The organism is Streptomyces sp. NBC_00654 (assembly GCF_026341775.1).
In the GTDB taxonomy this organism is placed as follows: domain Bacteria; phylum Actinomycetota; class Actinomycetes; order Streptomycetales; family Streptomycetaceae; genus Streptomyces.
In genome coordinates this window covers 2,525,730-2,538,554 of sequence record NZ_JAPEOB010000001.1, presented here as the reverse complement: position 1 = coordinate 2,538,554, position 12,825 = coordinate 2,525,730, and the positions used below count along the sequence as shown (strand labels likewise).

Annotated in this window: 12 protein-coding genes; 5 read left to right on the top strand and 7 right to left on the bottom strand. The window is 71.5% G+C overall.

The genetic code is table 11. The annotated features are described in order from the left end of the window. Positions 1-11: 11 nt before the first annotated feature. The 3 genes from OHA98_RS10925 to OHA98_RS10915 all read right to left on the bottom strand — a co-directional run bounded on the left by OHA98_RS10925 (position 12) and on the right by OHA98_RS10915 (position 2,617). Positions 12-308 (bottom strand): DUF4193 domain-containing protein, encoded by a 297-nt coding sequence (locus OHA98_RS10925; RefSeq protein WP_003965732.1) that lies wholly within the window; start codon positions 306-308, stop codon positions 12-14. 405 nt (positions 309-713) lie between these two features. Further along, the gene (locus tag OHA98_RS10920) at positions 714-1,958 is read right to left on the bottom strand and encodes a cell wall metabolism sensor histidine kinase WalK (RefSeq protein ID WP_266924695.1); all 1,245 of its coding nucleotides are present in this window, start codon (positions 1,956-1,958) and stop codon (positions 714-716) included. A gap of 5 nt (positions 1,959-1,963) precedes the next feature. Beyond that, a complete protein-coding gene (locus OHA98_RS10915; protein ID WP_073721987.1) occupies positions 1,964-2,617 on the bottom strand; it encodes a response regulator transcription factor in 654 nt (217 codons plus the stop codon). 373 nt (positions 2,618-2,990) lie between these two features. On the opposite strand from OHA98_RS10915, the gene OHA98_RS10910 reads away from it, so the two are divergent. Continuing rightward, positions 2,991-3,164, top strand: coding sequence for a hypothetical protein (locus OHA98_RS10910; RefSeq protein WP_176740391.1), 174 nt, complete (start codon positions 2,991-2,993; stop codon positions 3,162-3,164). A gap of 101 nt (positions 3,165-3,265) precedes the next feature. Here OHA98_RS10910 and OHA98_RS10905 read toward each other — a convergent pair whose 3' ends face one another. Both OHA98_RS10905 and OHA98_RS10900 read right to left on the bottom strand, forming a co-directional pair. Then, positions 3,266-4,084 carry an inositol monophosphatase family protein gene (locus OHA98_RS10905; RefSeq protein ID WP_266924690.1) on the bottom strand — a complete coding sequence of 273 codons (819 nt, stop codon included), beginning with the start codon at positions 4,082-4,084 and terminating at the stop codon, positions 3,266-3,268. Between the two features lie 136 nt (positions 4,085-4,220). Further along, positions 4,221-5,348, bottom strand: coding sequence for a ferrochelatase (locus OHA98_RS10900; RefSeq protein WP_266924688.1), 1,128 nt, complete (start codon positions 5,346-5,348; stop codon positions 4,221-4,223). A gap of 136 nt (positions 5,349-5,484) precedes the next feature. Between OHA98_RS10900 and OHA98_RS10895 the strand changes: the two genes are divergently transcribed. Both OHA98_RS10895 and OHA98_RS10890 read left to right on the top strand, forming a co-directional pair. Next, positions 5,485-6,732, top strand: a complete 1,248-nt coding sequence (locus OHA98_RS10895; RefSeq protein WP_266924686.1) for an MFS transporter — start codon at positions 5,485-5,487, stop codon at positions 6,730-6,732. After that, positions 6,689-8,011 (top strand): D-arabinono-1,4-lactone oxidase, encoded by a 1,323-nt coding sequence (locus OHA98_RS10890; protein WP_266924685.1) that lies wholly within the window; start codon positions 6,689-6,691, stop codon positions 8,009-8,011. Before OHA98_RS10895 ends, OHA98_RS10890 begins: the two co-directional genes overlap by 44 nt. A gap of 67 nt (positions 8,012-8,078) precedes the next feature. Here the strand turns inward: OHA98_RS10890 and OHA98_RS10885 are convergent, their stop codons facing one another. Next, the gene (locus tag OHA98_RS10885) at positions 8,079-9,245 is read right to left on the bottom strand and encodes a hypothetical protein (RefSeq protein WP_266924683.1); all 1,167 of its coding nucleotides are present in this window, start codon (positions 9,243-9,245) and stop codon (positions 8,079-8,081) included. Positions 9,246-9,740: 495 nt separating this feature from the next. Between OHA98_RS10885 and sepH the strand changes: the two genes are divergently transcribed. Continuing rightward, a complete protein-coding gene (gene sepH / locus OHA98_RS10880; protein WP_266924682.1) occupies positions 9,741-10,805 on the top strand; it encodes a septation protein SepH in 1,065 nt (354 codons plus the stop codon). A gap of 72 nt (positions 10,806-10,877) precedes the next feature. Here sepH and OHA98_RS10875 read toward each other — a convergent pair whose 3' ends face one another. After that, on the bottom strand, positions 10,878-11,708 hold the full coding sequence (locus OHA98_RS10875; RefSeq protein ID WP_266924680.1) for a sulfurtransferase: 831 nt from the start codon (positions 11,706-11,708) through the stop codon (positions 10,878-10,880). A gap of 239 nt (positions 11,709-11,947) precedes the next feature. Here OHA98_RS10875 and OHA98_RS10870 point away from each other — a divergent pair, with 239 nt between their 5' ends. After that, the gene (locus OHA98_RS10870) at positions 11,948-12,724 is read left to right on the top strand and encodes a VOC family protein (RefSeq protein ID WP_266924678.1); all 777 of its coding nucleotides are present in this window, start codon (positions 11,948-11,950) and stop codon (positions 12,722-12,724) included. Positions 12,725-12,825 lie beyond the last annotated feature (101 nt).

Here is a 12,825-nt window from a genome sequence, read left to right as displayed (position 1 = left end):
CCGACGCGACCTCAGTCGCAGTCGCGGCAGATCGGCTGGCCGTTCTTCTCGCGGGCCAGCTGACTCCGGTGGTGCACGAGGAAGCAGCTCATGCACGTGAACTCGTCGGCCTGCTTGGGCAGGACCCGCACGGCCAGTTCCTCGTTGGAGAGGTCCGCGCCGGGCAGCTCCAGTCCTTCTGCGGCGTCGAACTCGTCGACGTCGACGGCGGATGCCGTCTTGTCGCTCCGACGAGCCTTGAGCTCTTCGAGGCTGTCCTGGTCCACGTCGTCGTCGGTCTTGCGTGGGGTGTCGTAATCCGTTGCCATGTCGCTCTCCCCCTCATGGGTGTCTGCGGTGTCTCAGCGCACGTAACGCGTGAGAGGCCGGACTTGTGCCCGACCTGAGGCGGAGATTTTGCCTCACATCAAGGTCTGTTACTCAATCGACACCCAACCGGACGCCTCGGCGGCGGTCGGCTTGGGTGGCGATGGGGACCGTACACGGTCCACATGGTGCAGTTCACGGGCGCCACCCCGTGTACTTCCCGTGATATCGGCCCCCGAAAACCCGGACGATTACCGGCTTTCCGGAGGAGGCCTGATCACGGAGAGTTGATGGCTTGAAATTCGCTCCTGTGATCGATCACACATGGATCGATCGGGAACGGGTCCTGAAAATTCCGCCCAAAGCGAACATGGAGATTCGGTGCGGGCGTCACACCGTGCAGCCTTTCAGACCGGCAGGGTGACGCGCATCACGAGACCACCGCCCTCGCGGGGCTCCGCGATGATACGGCCTCCGTGGGCCCTGGCGACGCTCCTGGCGATCGACAGGCCGAGACCGACCCCCTTGTCGCTGCCCGTGCGCTCCGTACGCAGCCGCCTGAAGGGCTCGAAGAGGTTGTCGATCTCGTAGGCCGGCACCACAGGACCTGTGTTCGAGACGACCAGGAGAGCCTGTCCGGGCTGGAGCTCGGTGGTGACCTCCACCCAGCCCTCCTCGGCCACGTTGTAGCGCACGGCGTTCTGGACGAGGTTCAGCGCGATCCGCTCCAGCAGGACGCCGTTGCCCTGGACGACGGCCTCGGCCCGCTCCCCGCGGATGGTCACGCCCTTCGCGGCGGCCTCCGCGCGTGCCTGGTCGATGGCCCGCTCGGCGACCTCCGCGAGGTCGACCGGCTTGCGCTCGACGATCTGGTTGTCGCTGCGGGCGAGCAGCAGCAGGCCCTCGACCAGCTGCTCACTTCGTTCGTTGGTGGCCAGGAGCGTCTTGCCCAGCTGCTGGAGCTCCGGCGGGGCCTCCGGATCGGAGAGATGGACCTCCAGCAGCGTGCGGTTGATCGCCAGCGGCGTGCGCAGCTCGTGCGAGGCATTGCCGACGAACCGCTGCTGGGCGGTGAAGGCCCGCTCCAGGCGGTCCAGCATGTCGTCGAAGGTGTCGGCGAGCTCCTTGAGCTCGTCGTCCGGGCCGTCGAGCTCGATCCGGCGGGACAGGTCCGTGCCCGCCACCCTGCGGGCGGTACGGGTGATCCGGCCCAGCGGGGACAGGACGCGGCCGGCCATGGCGTAACCGAAGGCGAAGGCGATGACGCTCAGGCCGACCAGGGTCAGCAGCGAGCGGTTGAGCAGGGTGTCCAGCGCCTGCTGGCGCTGCTCCACGTTGCACGCCTTGAGCGCGGCGTTGGCCTGGTCGGCGGAGAGCCCCGGGGTGAGCGCCGGGCAGGCGTTGTTGGTCAGCTGGATCTTGCTGTCGGGCAGCAGCTTGAAGGGCAGCTCGGTGCCCACGTGCAGGGCCTGCGCGGCCAGCATGTAGATGATCGACAGCAGCAGGATGCCCGCGATCAGGAACATTCCGCCGTACAGCAGGGTGAGCCGTATCCGGATGGTCGGGCGCAGCCAGGGGTACGGGGGCTCCTGCTGCTTGGGCTCCCAGGTGGGCTTCGGAGGCGCTGTGAGCGGCGCCGGGGAGGCGGCCACGGCCCTCAGATCCGGTATCCGGAGCCGGGCACCGTGACGATGACGGGCGGCTCGCCGAGCTTGCGTCGCAGGGTCATGACGGTCACCCGCACCACGTTGGTGAACGGGTCGGTGTTCTCGTCCCAGGCCTTCTCCAGCAGCTGCTCGGCCGAGACGACGGCGCCCTCGCTGCGCATCAGGACCTCCAGCACCGCGAACTCCTTCGGGGCCAGCTGGATCTCCTGCTCGTCCCGGAAGACCTCGCGGCGGTTCGGGTCGAGCTTGATGCCCGCCCGCTCCAGGACCGGCGGCAGTGCCACCGTCGTACGCCGCCCCAGGGCCCGCACCCGGGCGGTGAGCTCGCTGAAGGCGAAGGGCTTGGGCAGATAGTCGTCCGCACCCAGCTCCAGGCCTTCGACGCGGTCGCTGACGTCCCCGGAGGCGGTGAGCATGAGCACCCGGGTGGGCATGCCGAGCTCGACGATCCTGCGGCAGACGTCGTCGCCGTGGACCAGCGGGAGGTCCCGGTCCAGCACCACGACGTCGTAGTCATTGACCCCGACGCGCTCCAGGGCCGCCGCGCCGTCGTAGACGACGTCGACGGCCATGGCCTCCCGGCGGAGTCCGGTGGCCACCGCATCGGCGAGCAGCTGCTCGTCCTCGACGACGAGTACGCGCACGGCGCATTCCTTCCTTAGGTCCTTCGACAGGTCAACACACCGAGCGGCCCGGGTCGGGGCCGCTCGGGTTCCACGGTCAGCCGCGCTGACTGTGCGCGTCCATCCTGCCCGCAACGCGCATAAACCGGCGGTAAGACGACGCCCCGCGGCCCGCTGCTCCACGGAATGGGCCGGATTCCCGGCCCAGTTGAGGTTTCTCTGAGACTTCGCATGGGGAGGAGGGGTTCACACCCGCGATCACGCCATGCACGTGGCATGCCACAGCCCGCTCCGTTTCACCGGCGAAATGGCGTGATCACCCGCTCCTTCGGCCCCGGCCGGAGGATTCCCGGGCACACCCCCGTGCCACCGACCCACGATGAGGGGGCGCCTTATGGACGCTTTCACCGCAGGTCTGCTGCAACGCATCAAGACGACCGAGTCCGACCTCACGAAGGCTCGCGAGACGGGCGACGACTTCCTCGCGGATGTCGAGCAGGGCGAGCTGGACGACCTGCACCGCCTGGCCGCCGAGCACGGCGTCGAAATCGGCGCCACAAGCGTCTGAGTCGCTGCGAGAGGGCCCCGGTGCCGTGATCGGCACCGGGGCCCTCTGCTGCCTCCGAACGCCCGCTGACGCCCCCACCAGGGGCTTCGGCGGGCTTTCCGTCAGTCGTGCCAGGCGCCCAGCTCTTCGAGGAGCGCCTGGAGCGGCTCGAAGACGCCGGGGGCGGCGGCCACGGTCAGGTCCCCGTCCGCGGGCAGTCCGGGGCGTCCGCCGGTGAGCGCGCCCGCCTCCCGGGCGATGAGGTCACCCGCCGCCAGGTCCCACGGGTGCAGCCCGCGCTCGTAGTAGCCGTCGAGCCGCCCGGCGGCGACATCGCAGAGGTCGACGGCGGCCGAACCGCTGCGCCGGATGTCGCGCAGCCGGGGGATGAGGCGCTGGGCGATGTCCGCCTGGTGCGTACGGACGGCCGTGACGTAGTTGAAGCCGGTCGACACGAGGGCCTGGTCCAGCGGCGGAGCGGGCCGGCAGCGCAGCGCGGTGGCGTTCGCGAACGCATCGCCGGTCACCAACGCACCGCCGCCCAGCACCGCCCGGTAGGTCTCCCGGCGCATCGGTGCCTCGACGACGCCCACGACCCGCTCGCCGTCGCGTTCGGCGGCGATGGACACGGCCCAGGTGGGCAGGCCGTAGAGGTAGTTCACCGTGCCGTCGAGCGGGTCGATGACCCAGCGGATACCGCTGCTTCCGGCGGAGCCGGCGCCCTCCTCACCGAGGAAGCCGTCCTCGGGGCGGCGGTCGGACAGGAAGCCGGTGATCAGCTTCTCGGCGGCGATGTCCATCTCGGTGACGATGTCGATGGGGCTGGACTTCGTCGCGGCCACACCCAGATCGGCCGGGCGGCCGTCCCGCAGCAGGGCTCCGGCGCGGCGGGCTGCCTCCAGGGCGAGGTCGAGCAGTTCGGACAGGGTGGGGTCGGTCACGGCGCTCCCGGGGACTCGGTTCGGACGGACGGCTCGGCACGGACGGCTCGGCACGGACGGCTCGGCACGGACGGCTCGGTACGGACGCGAGGGCGTGTGGACGTACCGGTGCGGCCGTCGGACCCGCCGGTGCACCTCACGCGTACGGGCTGTCGGCACCCGCGGCGGCCGGCCTGGGGGCCCTGGCCGGGCAGCAGCCGACCGGGCACAGGTCGTGGGACGGGCCGAGCGCGCCCAGCGCGCAGCGCTCCGGACGGCTCCCCCGTTCGGCGGCGGTGCGCTCCAGGACCAGTTCGCGTACGGCGGCGGCGAACCGCGGATCGGCGCCGACCGTCGCGGAGCGGCGCACCGGCAGGCCCAGCTCGGCGGCCTTCGCGGTGGCCTCCGTGTCGAGGTCGTACAGGACCTCCATGTGGTCCGAGACGAAGCCGATCGGGGCCATCACGACCGCCGGGACGCCCTCGCCGTGGAGTGCCTCCAGGTGGTCGCAGATGTCGGGCTCCAGCCACGGGATGTGCGGGGCGCCGCTGCGCGACTGGTAGACGAGCTGCCAGGGGTACTCGATGCCGGTCTCCTCGCGCACCGCCTCGACGATCACTCGGGCGACGTCGAGGTGCTCGGCGACATAGGCGCCACCGGAGCCGTGCGCCTCGGGGGGCCCGGAGGTGTCGGCCGCGGAGTCCGGGATCGAGTGGGTGGTGAAGGCCAGATGGGCACCTGCCGCGACATCCGCGGGGAGGTCGGCCAGGGAGGCCAGCACGCCGTCCACCATGGGCCGTACGAACCCGGGATGGTTGAAGTAGTGCCGCAGCTTGTCCACGCGCGGAACCTCCAGCCCCTCGGCCGCCAGGGCCGCGAGCGACTCGGCGAGGTTCTCGCGGTACTGGCGGCAGCCCGAGTAGGAGGCGTAGGCGCTGGTGGCGAGGACCGCGATCCGGCGGTGGCCGTCGACGGTCATCTCGCGCAGCGTGTCGGTGAGGTACGGCGCCCAGTTGCGGTTGCCCCAGTAGACCGGCAGGTCCAGGCCGTGCTCGGCGAAGTCCTTGCGCAGGGCGTCGAGCAGCGCCCTGTTCTGCGCGTTGATCGGGCTGACGCCATCGAACAGGAAGTAGTGCTTGCCGACTTCCTTCAGCCGTTCCTCGGGGATGCCGCGGCCGCGGGTCACGTTCGCCAGGAACGGGACCACATCGTCCGGGCCTTCGGGACCGCCGAAGGAGAGCAGCAGCAGGGCGTCGTAGGGAGCGGGATCGCGCAGATCGGACATGCCCTCGATCCTGCCACCCGGCCGGGACGGTGCGGCACCCGACATCCGTCCGTGAACCGGGCCCCTTCCGCACCGGGCGGAAAGCCATAAGCTGTATCGGCCATCTTCACGCATGACAGCTCGACCGGAGTGTCCGTTGCCCAGCCCCTACCGCGCCATCTTCGCCGCCCCCGGCTCCAAGGGATTCTCCACCGCCGGATTCTTCGGCCGGATGCCGTTGTCCATGATGGGCATCGGCGTCGTGACCATGGTCTCTCAGCTCACCGGCCGCTACGGGCTGGCGGGCGCGCTCTCGGCCACGCTGGCCATGGCGGCGGCGGTCTTCGGTCCGCAGATCTCCCGGCTGGTCGACCGGTACGGGCAGCGGCGGGTGCTGCGCCCGGTCACCCTGGTCGCGGTGGCGGCGGTCGCCGGACTGCTGATCTGTGCCCAGCAACGGCTGCCGGACTGGACCCTGTTCGTCTTCGCCGTGGGTGCGGGCTGTGTGCCCAGTGTGGGGTCGATGGTCCGGGCCCGCTGGGCGGAGATCTACCGCGGCTCGGCCCGGGATCTGCACACCGCGTACTCGTGGGAGTCGATCGTCGACGAGGTGTGCTTCATCTTCGGGCCGATCATCTCGATCGGGCTCTCCACCGCGTGGTTCCCCGAGGCGGGTCCGCTGCTGGCCGCCGGGTTCCTGGTGATCGGCGTCTTCTGGCTGACCGCGCAGCGCGCCACCGAACCGGTGCCGCACCCGAAGTCGCAGCACACCGGCGGCTCGGCGATGCGCTCCCCCGGCCTCCAGGTCCTGGTGATCACCTTCGTGGCGACGGGCGCGATCTTCGGGGCCGTCGACGTGGTGACCGTGGCCTTCGCCGAGGAGCGCGGTCACAAGGCGGCGGCCAGTCTCGTGCTGGCGGTCTACGCGCTGGGTTCGTGCCTGGCGGGAGCCGTGTTCGGGCTGCTGCACCTGAGGGGGAAGTCCTCCGTCAGGTGGCTGGTGGGGGTCTGCGCGATGGCCATGAGTATGATCCCCCTCCAACTGGCCGGGAACCTTCCGTTTCTGGCCGTGGCGCTCTTTGTCGCGGGCCTCGCCGTCGCACCGACGATGGTCACCACCATGGCCCTCGTCGAACAGCACGTACCGCGCACCAAGCTGACCGAGGGCATGACCTGGACCAGTACCGGGCTCGCGGTCGGTGTGGCGCTCGGCTCCTCGGCCGCGGGCTGGGTGGTCGACGCGTCGGGGGCAGAGGCGGCGTACGTGGTGCCCGCCGTGGCGGGAGCGCTCGCGGCCGCGGTGGCGTTCCTGGGGTATCGCCGGCTTGCCAAGCCGGTACCTACGGAAGGGCGCGGGGAAGATGACGGACACCTACGCACGGACGACGGCGAACACGTGGCGTAACTGGGCGGGCAATGTCACCGCCCGGCCTGTACGGGCCGTGTCCCCCGCCTCCGTCGATGAGCTCGCCGAGGCACTCCGCAGGGCCCGTGAGGACGGTCTGCGGGTGAAGCCCGTCGGCACGGGGCACTCGTTCACCGCCGCGGCGGCCACCGACGGGGTGCTGATCCGCCCGGAGCTGCTCACCGGGATCCGGGAGATCGACCGTACGGCGATGACGGTGACGGTCGAGGCCGGCACCCCGCTCAAGCGGCTCAACGCCGCTCTCGCCCGCGAGGGCCTGTCGCTCACGAACATGGGCGACATCATGGAGCAGACGGTCGCCGGGGCCACCTCCACCGGGACCCATGGCACGGGCCGCGACTCGGCATCCATATCCGCGCAGATCCGGGGCCTCGAACTGGTCACCGCCGACGGCACGGTGCTGCGGTGCTCGGCCGAGGAGAACCCGGATGTGTTCGCCGCCGCCCGGCTGGGACTGGGCGCCCTCGGTGTGATCACCGCGATCACCTTCGCCGTGGAGCCGGTCTTCCTGCTGACCGCCCGTGAGGAGCCGATGACCTTCGGCAGGGTCACCGCGGACTTCGACCGGCTGGTGGCCGAGAACGAGCACTTCGAGTTCTACTGGTTCCCGCACACCGGCAACTGCAACACCAAGCGCAACAACCGCAGCGCGGGCCCCGCCGCTCCGCCCGGCAAGGTCAGCGGCTGGATCGACGACGAACTGCTCTCCAACGGAATCTTCCAGGTCGCCTGCGCGCTCGGCCGGGCGGTCCCGGCGACCATCCCGTCGATCGCCAGGCTCTCCAGCCGGGCCCTGTCGGCCCGTACGTACACCGACATCCCGTACAAGGTCTTCACCAGCCCCCGCCGGGTGCGCTTCGTGGAGATGGAGTACGCCCTTCCGCGCGAGGCCGCCGTCGAGGCGCTGCGCGAGCTGAAGGCGATGGTGGACCGCTCGCCGTTGCGGATCAGCTTCCCGGTCGAGGTGCGTACCGCGCCCGCCGACGACATCACCCTCTCCACGGCCTCGGGCCGGGACAGCGCCTACATCGCGGTGCACCTGTACCGGGGCACGCCGTACCAGGCGTACTTCACCGCCGTCGAACGGATCATGACCGCGCACGCCGGCCGCCCGCACTGGGGCAAGATCCACACCCGGGACGCCGAGTACCTGGCCGGGGTCTACCCGCGGTTCGGCGAGTTCACCGCGGTACGCGACCGGCTCGACCCGGACCGCCTGTTCGGCAACGACTACCTGCGCCGCGTCCTGGGCGACTGAGTCCGCCCCCGCCCCCCAGGCCCGTACGGGCCTGGGGGGCGGGGGCGGGTGTCGGCGTCCTCCGGTGTCAGCGTCCCGCGCCGTCCGTACCGGGCGTGGCCTGCCCCTGCTGTCCCTGGACACTGCCCTGGCCACCCTCGCCCCCCTGGCCTCCCTGGTCGACCGGAGGCGCGGGAGCGTCACCGCCGCCGTCGCCGGACGGCGTCGGGGTGGGTGCGGGCGTCGGCGCGGTCCCGCCGTCGCCGGAACCCGAGGGCTTCGGGGCCGGCTCGGCGGTCGAACCCTGGTCCCGGTCCGTGTCCGGGTTCGCGCTCCGGCCGTCCTCGCCGTCCGTGCCCGGGGTGGACCCGGTCCCGCTGCCGGGGCTCTGCCGGTCCCCGTCCGGCTCCTGTCCGGTGCCTTCGGAAGGGGCCGGGCCGGAGGGAGCGGAGCCGTTGTCCCCACCGCGTACGACGGAGCCGACGGTCGTCCCGCGGCCGCCGCTCAGGTCGTTGCCCGAGATCATCTCGAACGCGGTGATGCCGGCCATCGACACGGCGAAGACGACGGCGGCGGCGAGGACCGGGCGCTTCCAGCCGCGCAGCCGGGTGCCGTGCGTGGTCGCCCCGGAGAACGCGTCGTCCGGTCCGCCCGGGACCTCCGGCGTCGCTCCGCCGGCCTGCGGAACGAGCTGGGTCCGGGCCGGATCGGAACTGTCCGGTCCGCGGCTGCCCGGCACCTGCCGCAGCATCCGGGTGCGCTCGGAATCGAGGTTCAGCAGCTGCGTACGGTCGGGGTCCGCGCCGCCGGAACCGGTGGAAGGGCCGGCGGAGGTGGTGGAAGGGTCCGTGCCCTCGGCACCGGCCCACAACGCGCGCGTACGGTCCGGGTCGAGCCCCGCCGCGGGCAGCACGGTCGTGGCGTCGTCCGCCCGCCGGTCCGTCGCGCGCGTCTCCCGCGCCGGCGTCGTCTCCCTGGTGTGTACGGTCACCTGACGGCCCGCCGGGTGTGTGACCTGGACGGTGACCTCACGGATCTGCTCACCCGTGCGGCGGAAGAAGTGCTGGAAGACCGATCCTCCGCAGGTGGCGACGACACTCATCACACCGGCACCGAGAATCGTTCCGTACACGCCCAGCTGCGAGGCCAGTACCGCGGCCGCGACGGCCGCCACGGCACTGCCGGCGACCTGCGGCAGACTCAGATCTATACGCCTTTCCTTGGGTTCTGTGTCACTTTCCGGCTTCTGAACCATTACCAGCCCCTGCTTGACATCTCTCCCACCATGCACCAGGAAGGGACAAATGAGCGAAGCGGATAGTTCCGTTTCTGGTGATTCTGTGAAGCAGGACACGCATCGGGGGCATTTCACAAGTAAGCGGGTAACTCAACTCCCGTGCCGCACGAGAAGTTCGGCGGCGCGCCGGTCCACACCAGCTGGCCCAAATGGAGTACTGTGACGAGCCCTGGGGCGGACTCCCGCATGGGTATCCGCAGCTACGGAGGGGGCCGACGGCGGCACTCGAACCGGCGGCGCCGAGGCGGCACGCGGGCGCCTGCTACACGAAGTGATCCTTTGGGTTACTTTGGGTCGCAACAGGTAACCGTGTCATGCAGGCGTTCCAGGGCGACCGCCCGACACGCCGGGCAACTTGGCAAGGTTGTGACAGGCTGCACCCGGGCAGGTCACACTCGACTAGCGGAAGCAGCGACGCACGTGACGTCGGCAGGCACCACCCGGGAGGTTCCCATGCCCGAACTGCGTGTCGTGGCCGTCTCGAACGACGGCACACGACTGGTGCTCAAAGCTGCGGACAGCACGGAGTACACGCTTCCGATCGATGAGCGGCTGCGCGCCGCCGTACGCAATGACCGCGCACGGCTCGGCCAGATCGAGATCGAGGTGGAGAGCCACCTCCGCCCCCGCGACATCCAGGCCCGGATACGTGCCGGTGCCTCCGCGGAGGAGGTCGCTCAATTCGCCGGCATCCCCGTCGACCGTGTGCGCCGCTTCGAGGGCCCTGTGCTCGCGGAGCGCGCCTTCATGGCCGAGCGGGCCCGGAAGACTCCTGTGCGCCGTCCCGGCGAGAACACCGGCCCCCAGCTCGGCGAGGCGGTGCAGGAGCGGCTCCTGCTGCGCGGCGCCGACAAGGAAACCGTCCAGTGGGACTCCTGGCGCCGTGACGACGGCACCTGGGAGGTTCTCCTGGTCTACCGGGTCGCGGGCGAGCCGCACTCGGCGAGCTGGACGTACGACCCGCCCAGACGACTGGTCCAGGCCGTCGACGACGAGGCACGCTCGCTGATCGGCGAGAGCGAGGACGTCGCCGCGCCGGAGCCGAGCTTCCCGTTCGTGCCCCGGATCGCCCGGCTGCCGCGCGACCGGCCGCTGGACCGCGCCCTGGACCGCCAGATCCAGATGGAGCGCCCGGCCCCGCCCGCCCCCGAGCCGGAGGAGTACATCGGCACCGCCTCGGCCGGTGAGCGCGACTCACTGACCAGCCTGCTGGAGGCGGTGCCGAGCTTCCGCGGCGACATGGTCGTACCGGAACGTCCCGCACAGCCCGAGCCGCCCGCGATCGAGCCCGCCACGCAGGAGCCCGGGGCCGACGAGCCCCCGGCCGCCGCCTCCGCGGGCGCCGGTTCCGCGTACGCGGATGTGCTGATGCCGCGGGCGGTGGCGGGTCATCGGGACCGGCTGACCGGGACGACGGACCGCCAGGCGGAGGCGGACGGGGTCCGCCCGGGGCGCCGGGCCGCGGTGCCCAGCTGGGACGAGATCGTCTTCGGCACCCGCCGCAAGAAGCAGGACTGACCGAGAAATGACCGGCAGGAGGAGGGCCGTACGCGGTCGCGTACGGGCCCTCCTCCGTCCCGGCCACCCGGCTTACCGGGGCTCGGGTCCCGTGGCGACGGGCCGGGACTCGTCGGAGGACCACTCGGACCAGGAGCCCGGGTAGAGAACACCCCGGAAACCGGCGATCTCCAGGGCGAGCACCTCGTGCGCCCCCGAGACACCCGAGCCGCAGTAGACACCGACGCCTCCGGCGCTCCCGGCGGCCCCCAGCCCCGAGAAGCGGGCCGCCAGCTCCCCGGCGGGCAGAAAGCGCCCGTCCCCGCCGACGTTCTCCGAGGTCGGCGCCGAGACCGCGCCCGGGATATGGCCGCCCACCCGGTCGATCGGCTCCACATCACCCCGGTAGCGCTCGGCGGCCCGCGCGTCGAGCAGCAGACCGGAACGGGCGAAGGCCGCCGCGCCGTCCGCGTCCAGCGTCTCCAGCGCACCGGGCTCCGGCCGGAAATCGCCCTCGCCGGGAGCCGGGATCCGGGTGGAGAGCTCGCCGGTCCACGCCGCGAGACCTCCGTCCAGGACGCGGACGTCCGGGTGCCCCGTCCAGCGCAGCAGCCACCAGGCGCGGGCGGCGGCCCAGCCCTGACCACCGTCGTAGACCACGACGGGGGTGTCCCGGGACACCCCCGCGCGGCGCATCGTGGCGCCGAACGTCTCCGGGTCCGGCAGCGGATGACGGCCGCCGCCGCCCGGCGGCCCCGCGAGTTCCGTGTCGAGATCGACGAAGACCGCGCCGGGGATGTGCCCGGCCTCGTAGTCCGGGCGGCCGTGCGGGCCACCCAGCTGCCAGCGGACGTCCAGGAGCACCGGCGGGCGGGGCCCCGCCGACTCGCTCGCGCATTCGGATGCGGTGATGATGGGCTTCATGGGTGCCATCCTCGCGCAGGGGCCGGCCCACCCGTAACCGTGCCCGGACGGACAATCGCCAGCAAATCGTTCCCCCTCCGTCGAGAACCGGGACCGCCCGGCGCGGCCGGGGCACCTCACGAGCCAGGTGGTGCGAGCATCTGCACGGAGCGAAGACACCGTAGTCCGTACCCGCCGGACGGAGCACCGGCACCCGCCCCCTGTACGGCCACCACAAAGGTCCGAGGAGAGAGAAGACGATGACCGAGGCTGTTGCCCGGCGCACGCCCGGAACACCTTGCTGGGTGAGTCTGATCGTGCACGGCCTGACCGCTACCCAGGAGTTCTACGGAGCTCTGTTCGACTGGGAATTCCGGCCGGGCCCGGATCAGCTGGGCCCCTATGTGCGCGGTCTGCTCGACGGCAAGGAGGTCGCGGGCATCGGCCAGCTGCCGCCCGACCGGCATCTGCCGATCGCCTGGACGACCTATCTCGCCACCGACGACGCGGATCTCACCTCGGAGACGATCCGCTCCTGCGGCGGCACGGTGGCGGTCGGTCCGCTCGACGCGGGCGACGCGGGCCGCCTCGCCATCGCCTCCGACCCGAGCGGGGCGGTGTTCGGCATCTGGCAGGCCAGCGGACACGTCGGCACCCGGACGGCGGGCACCCCGGGCACGCCCGTGTGGAACGAGCTGGTGACCCGGGAGACCTCCATGGTCGGCAAGTTCTACCAGGCGGTCTTCGGCTACGAGACGGAGGCGGTCGTCTCCGCCGACTTCGACTACCAGACCCTGCACCTGGACGGCCGCCCGGTGGCGGCGCTGCACGGGGTGGGGCACGCCCTGCCGCGCGACCGGGGTCCGCACTGGATGACGTACTTCGAGGTCTCCGACACCGACCGGTCCGCCGCACGGGTCGTGGAGCTGGGCGGCCACATCCTCCAGCCGCCCCGGGAGGGGTCGAGCGGCAGGGTCGCGACGGTCTCGGACCCGGAGGGTGCCGTGTTCACGATCGTACGGTCGTCCGAACGCTGACCCGGGTCCGGGGCGGGGGGCCGAGGCGAGGGTGGCACGGAGCGCGGTTCATCATGAACGGCGCCCATCATCTCGTGGACACCGGTGATCCGCCCGCGCCC

Excerpts from the sequence above, each read along its gene's own strand:
- OHA98_RS10925 (WP_003965732.1), bottom strand. The coding sequence starts at position 308 with ATGGCAACGGATTACGACACCCCACGCAAGACCGACGACGACGTGGAC.
- OHA98_RS10910 (WP_176740391.1), top strand. The coding sequence starts at position 2,991 with ATGGACGCTTTCACCGCAGGTCTGCTGCAACGCATCAAGACGACCGAG.
- OHA98_RS10900 (WP_266924688.1), bottom strand. The coding sequence starts at position 5,348 with ATGTCCGATCTGCGCGATCCCGCTCCCTACGACGCCCTGCTGCTGCTC.
- OHA98_RS10890 (WP_266924685.1), top strand. The coding sequence starts at position 6,689 with ATGACGGACACCTACGCACGGACGACGGCGAACACGTGGCGTAACTGG.
- OHA98_RS10885 (WP_266924683.1), bottom strand. The coding sequence starts at position 9,245 with ATGGTTCAGAAGCCGGAAAGTGACACAGAACCCAAGGAAAGGCGTATA.
- sepH (WP_266924682.1), top strand. The coding sequence starts at position 9,741 with ATGCCCGAACTGCGTGTCGTGGCCGTCTCGAACGACGGCACACGACTG.
- OHA98_RS10875 (WP_266924680.1), bottom strand. The coding sequence starts at position 11,708 with ATGAAGCCCATCATCACCGCATCCGAATGCGCGAGCGAGTCGGCGGGG.
- OHA98_RS10870 (WP_266924678.1), top strand. The coding sequence starts at position 11,948 with ATGACCGAGGCTGTTGCCCGGCGCACGCCCGGAACACCTTGCTGGGTG.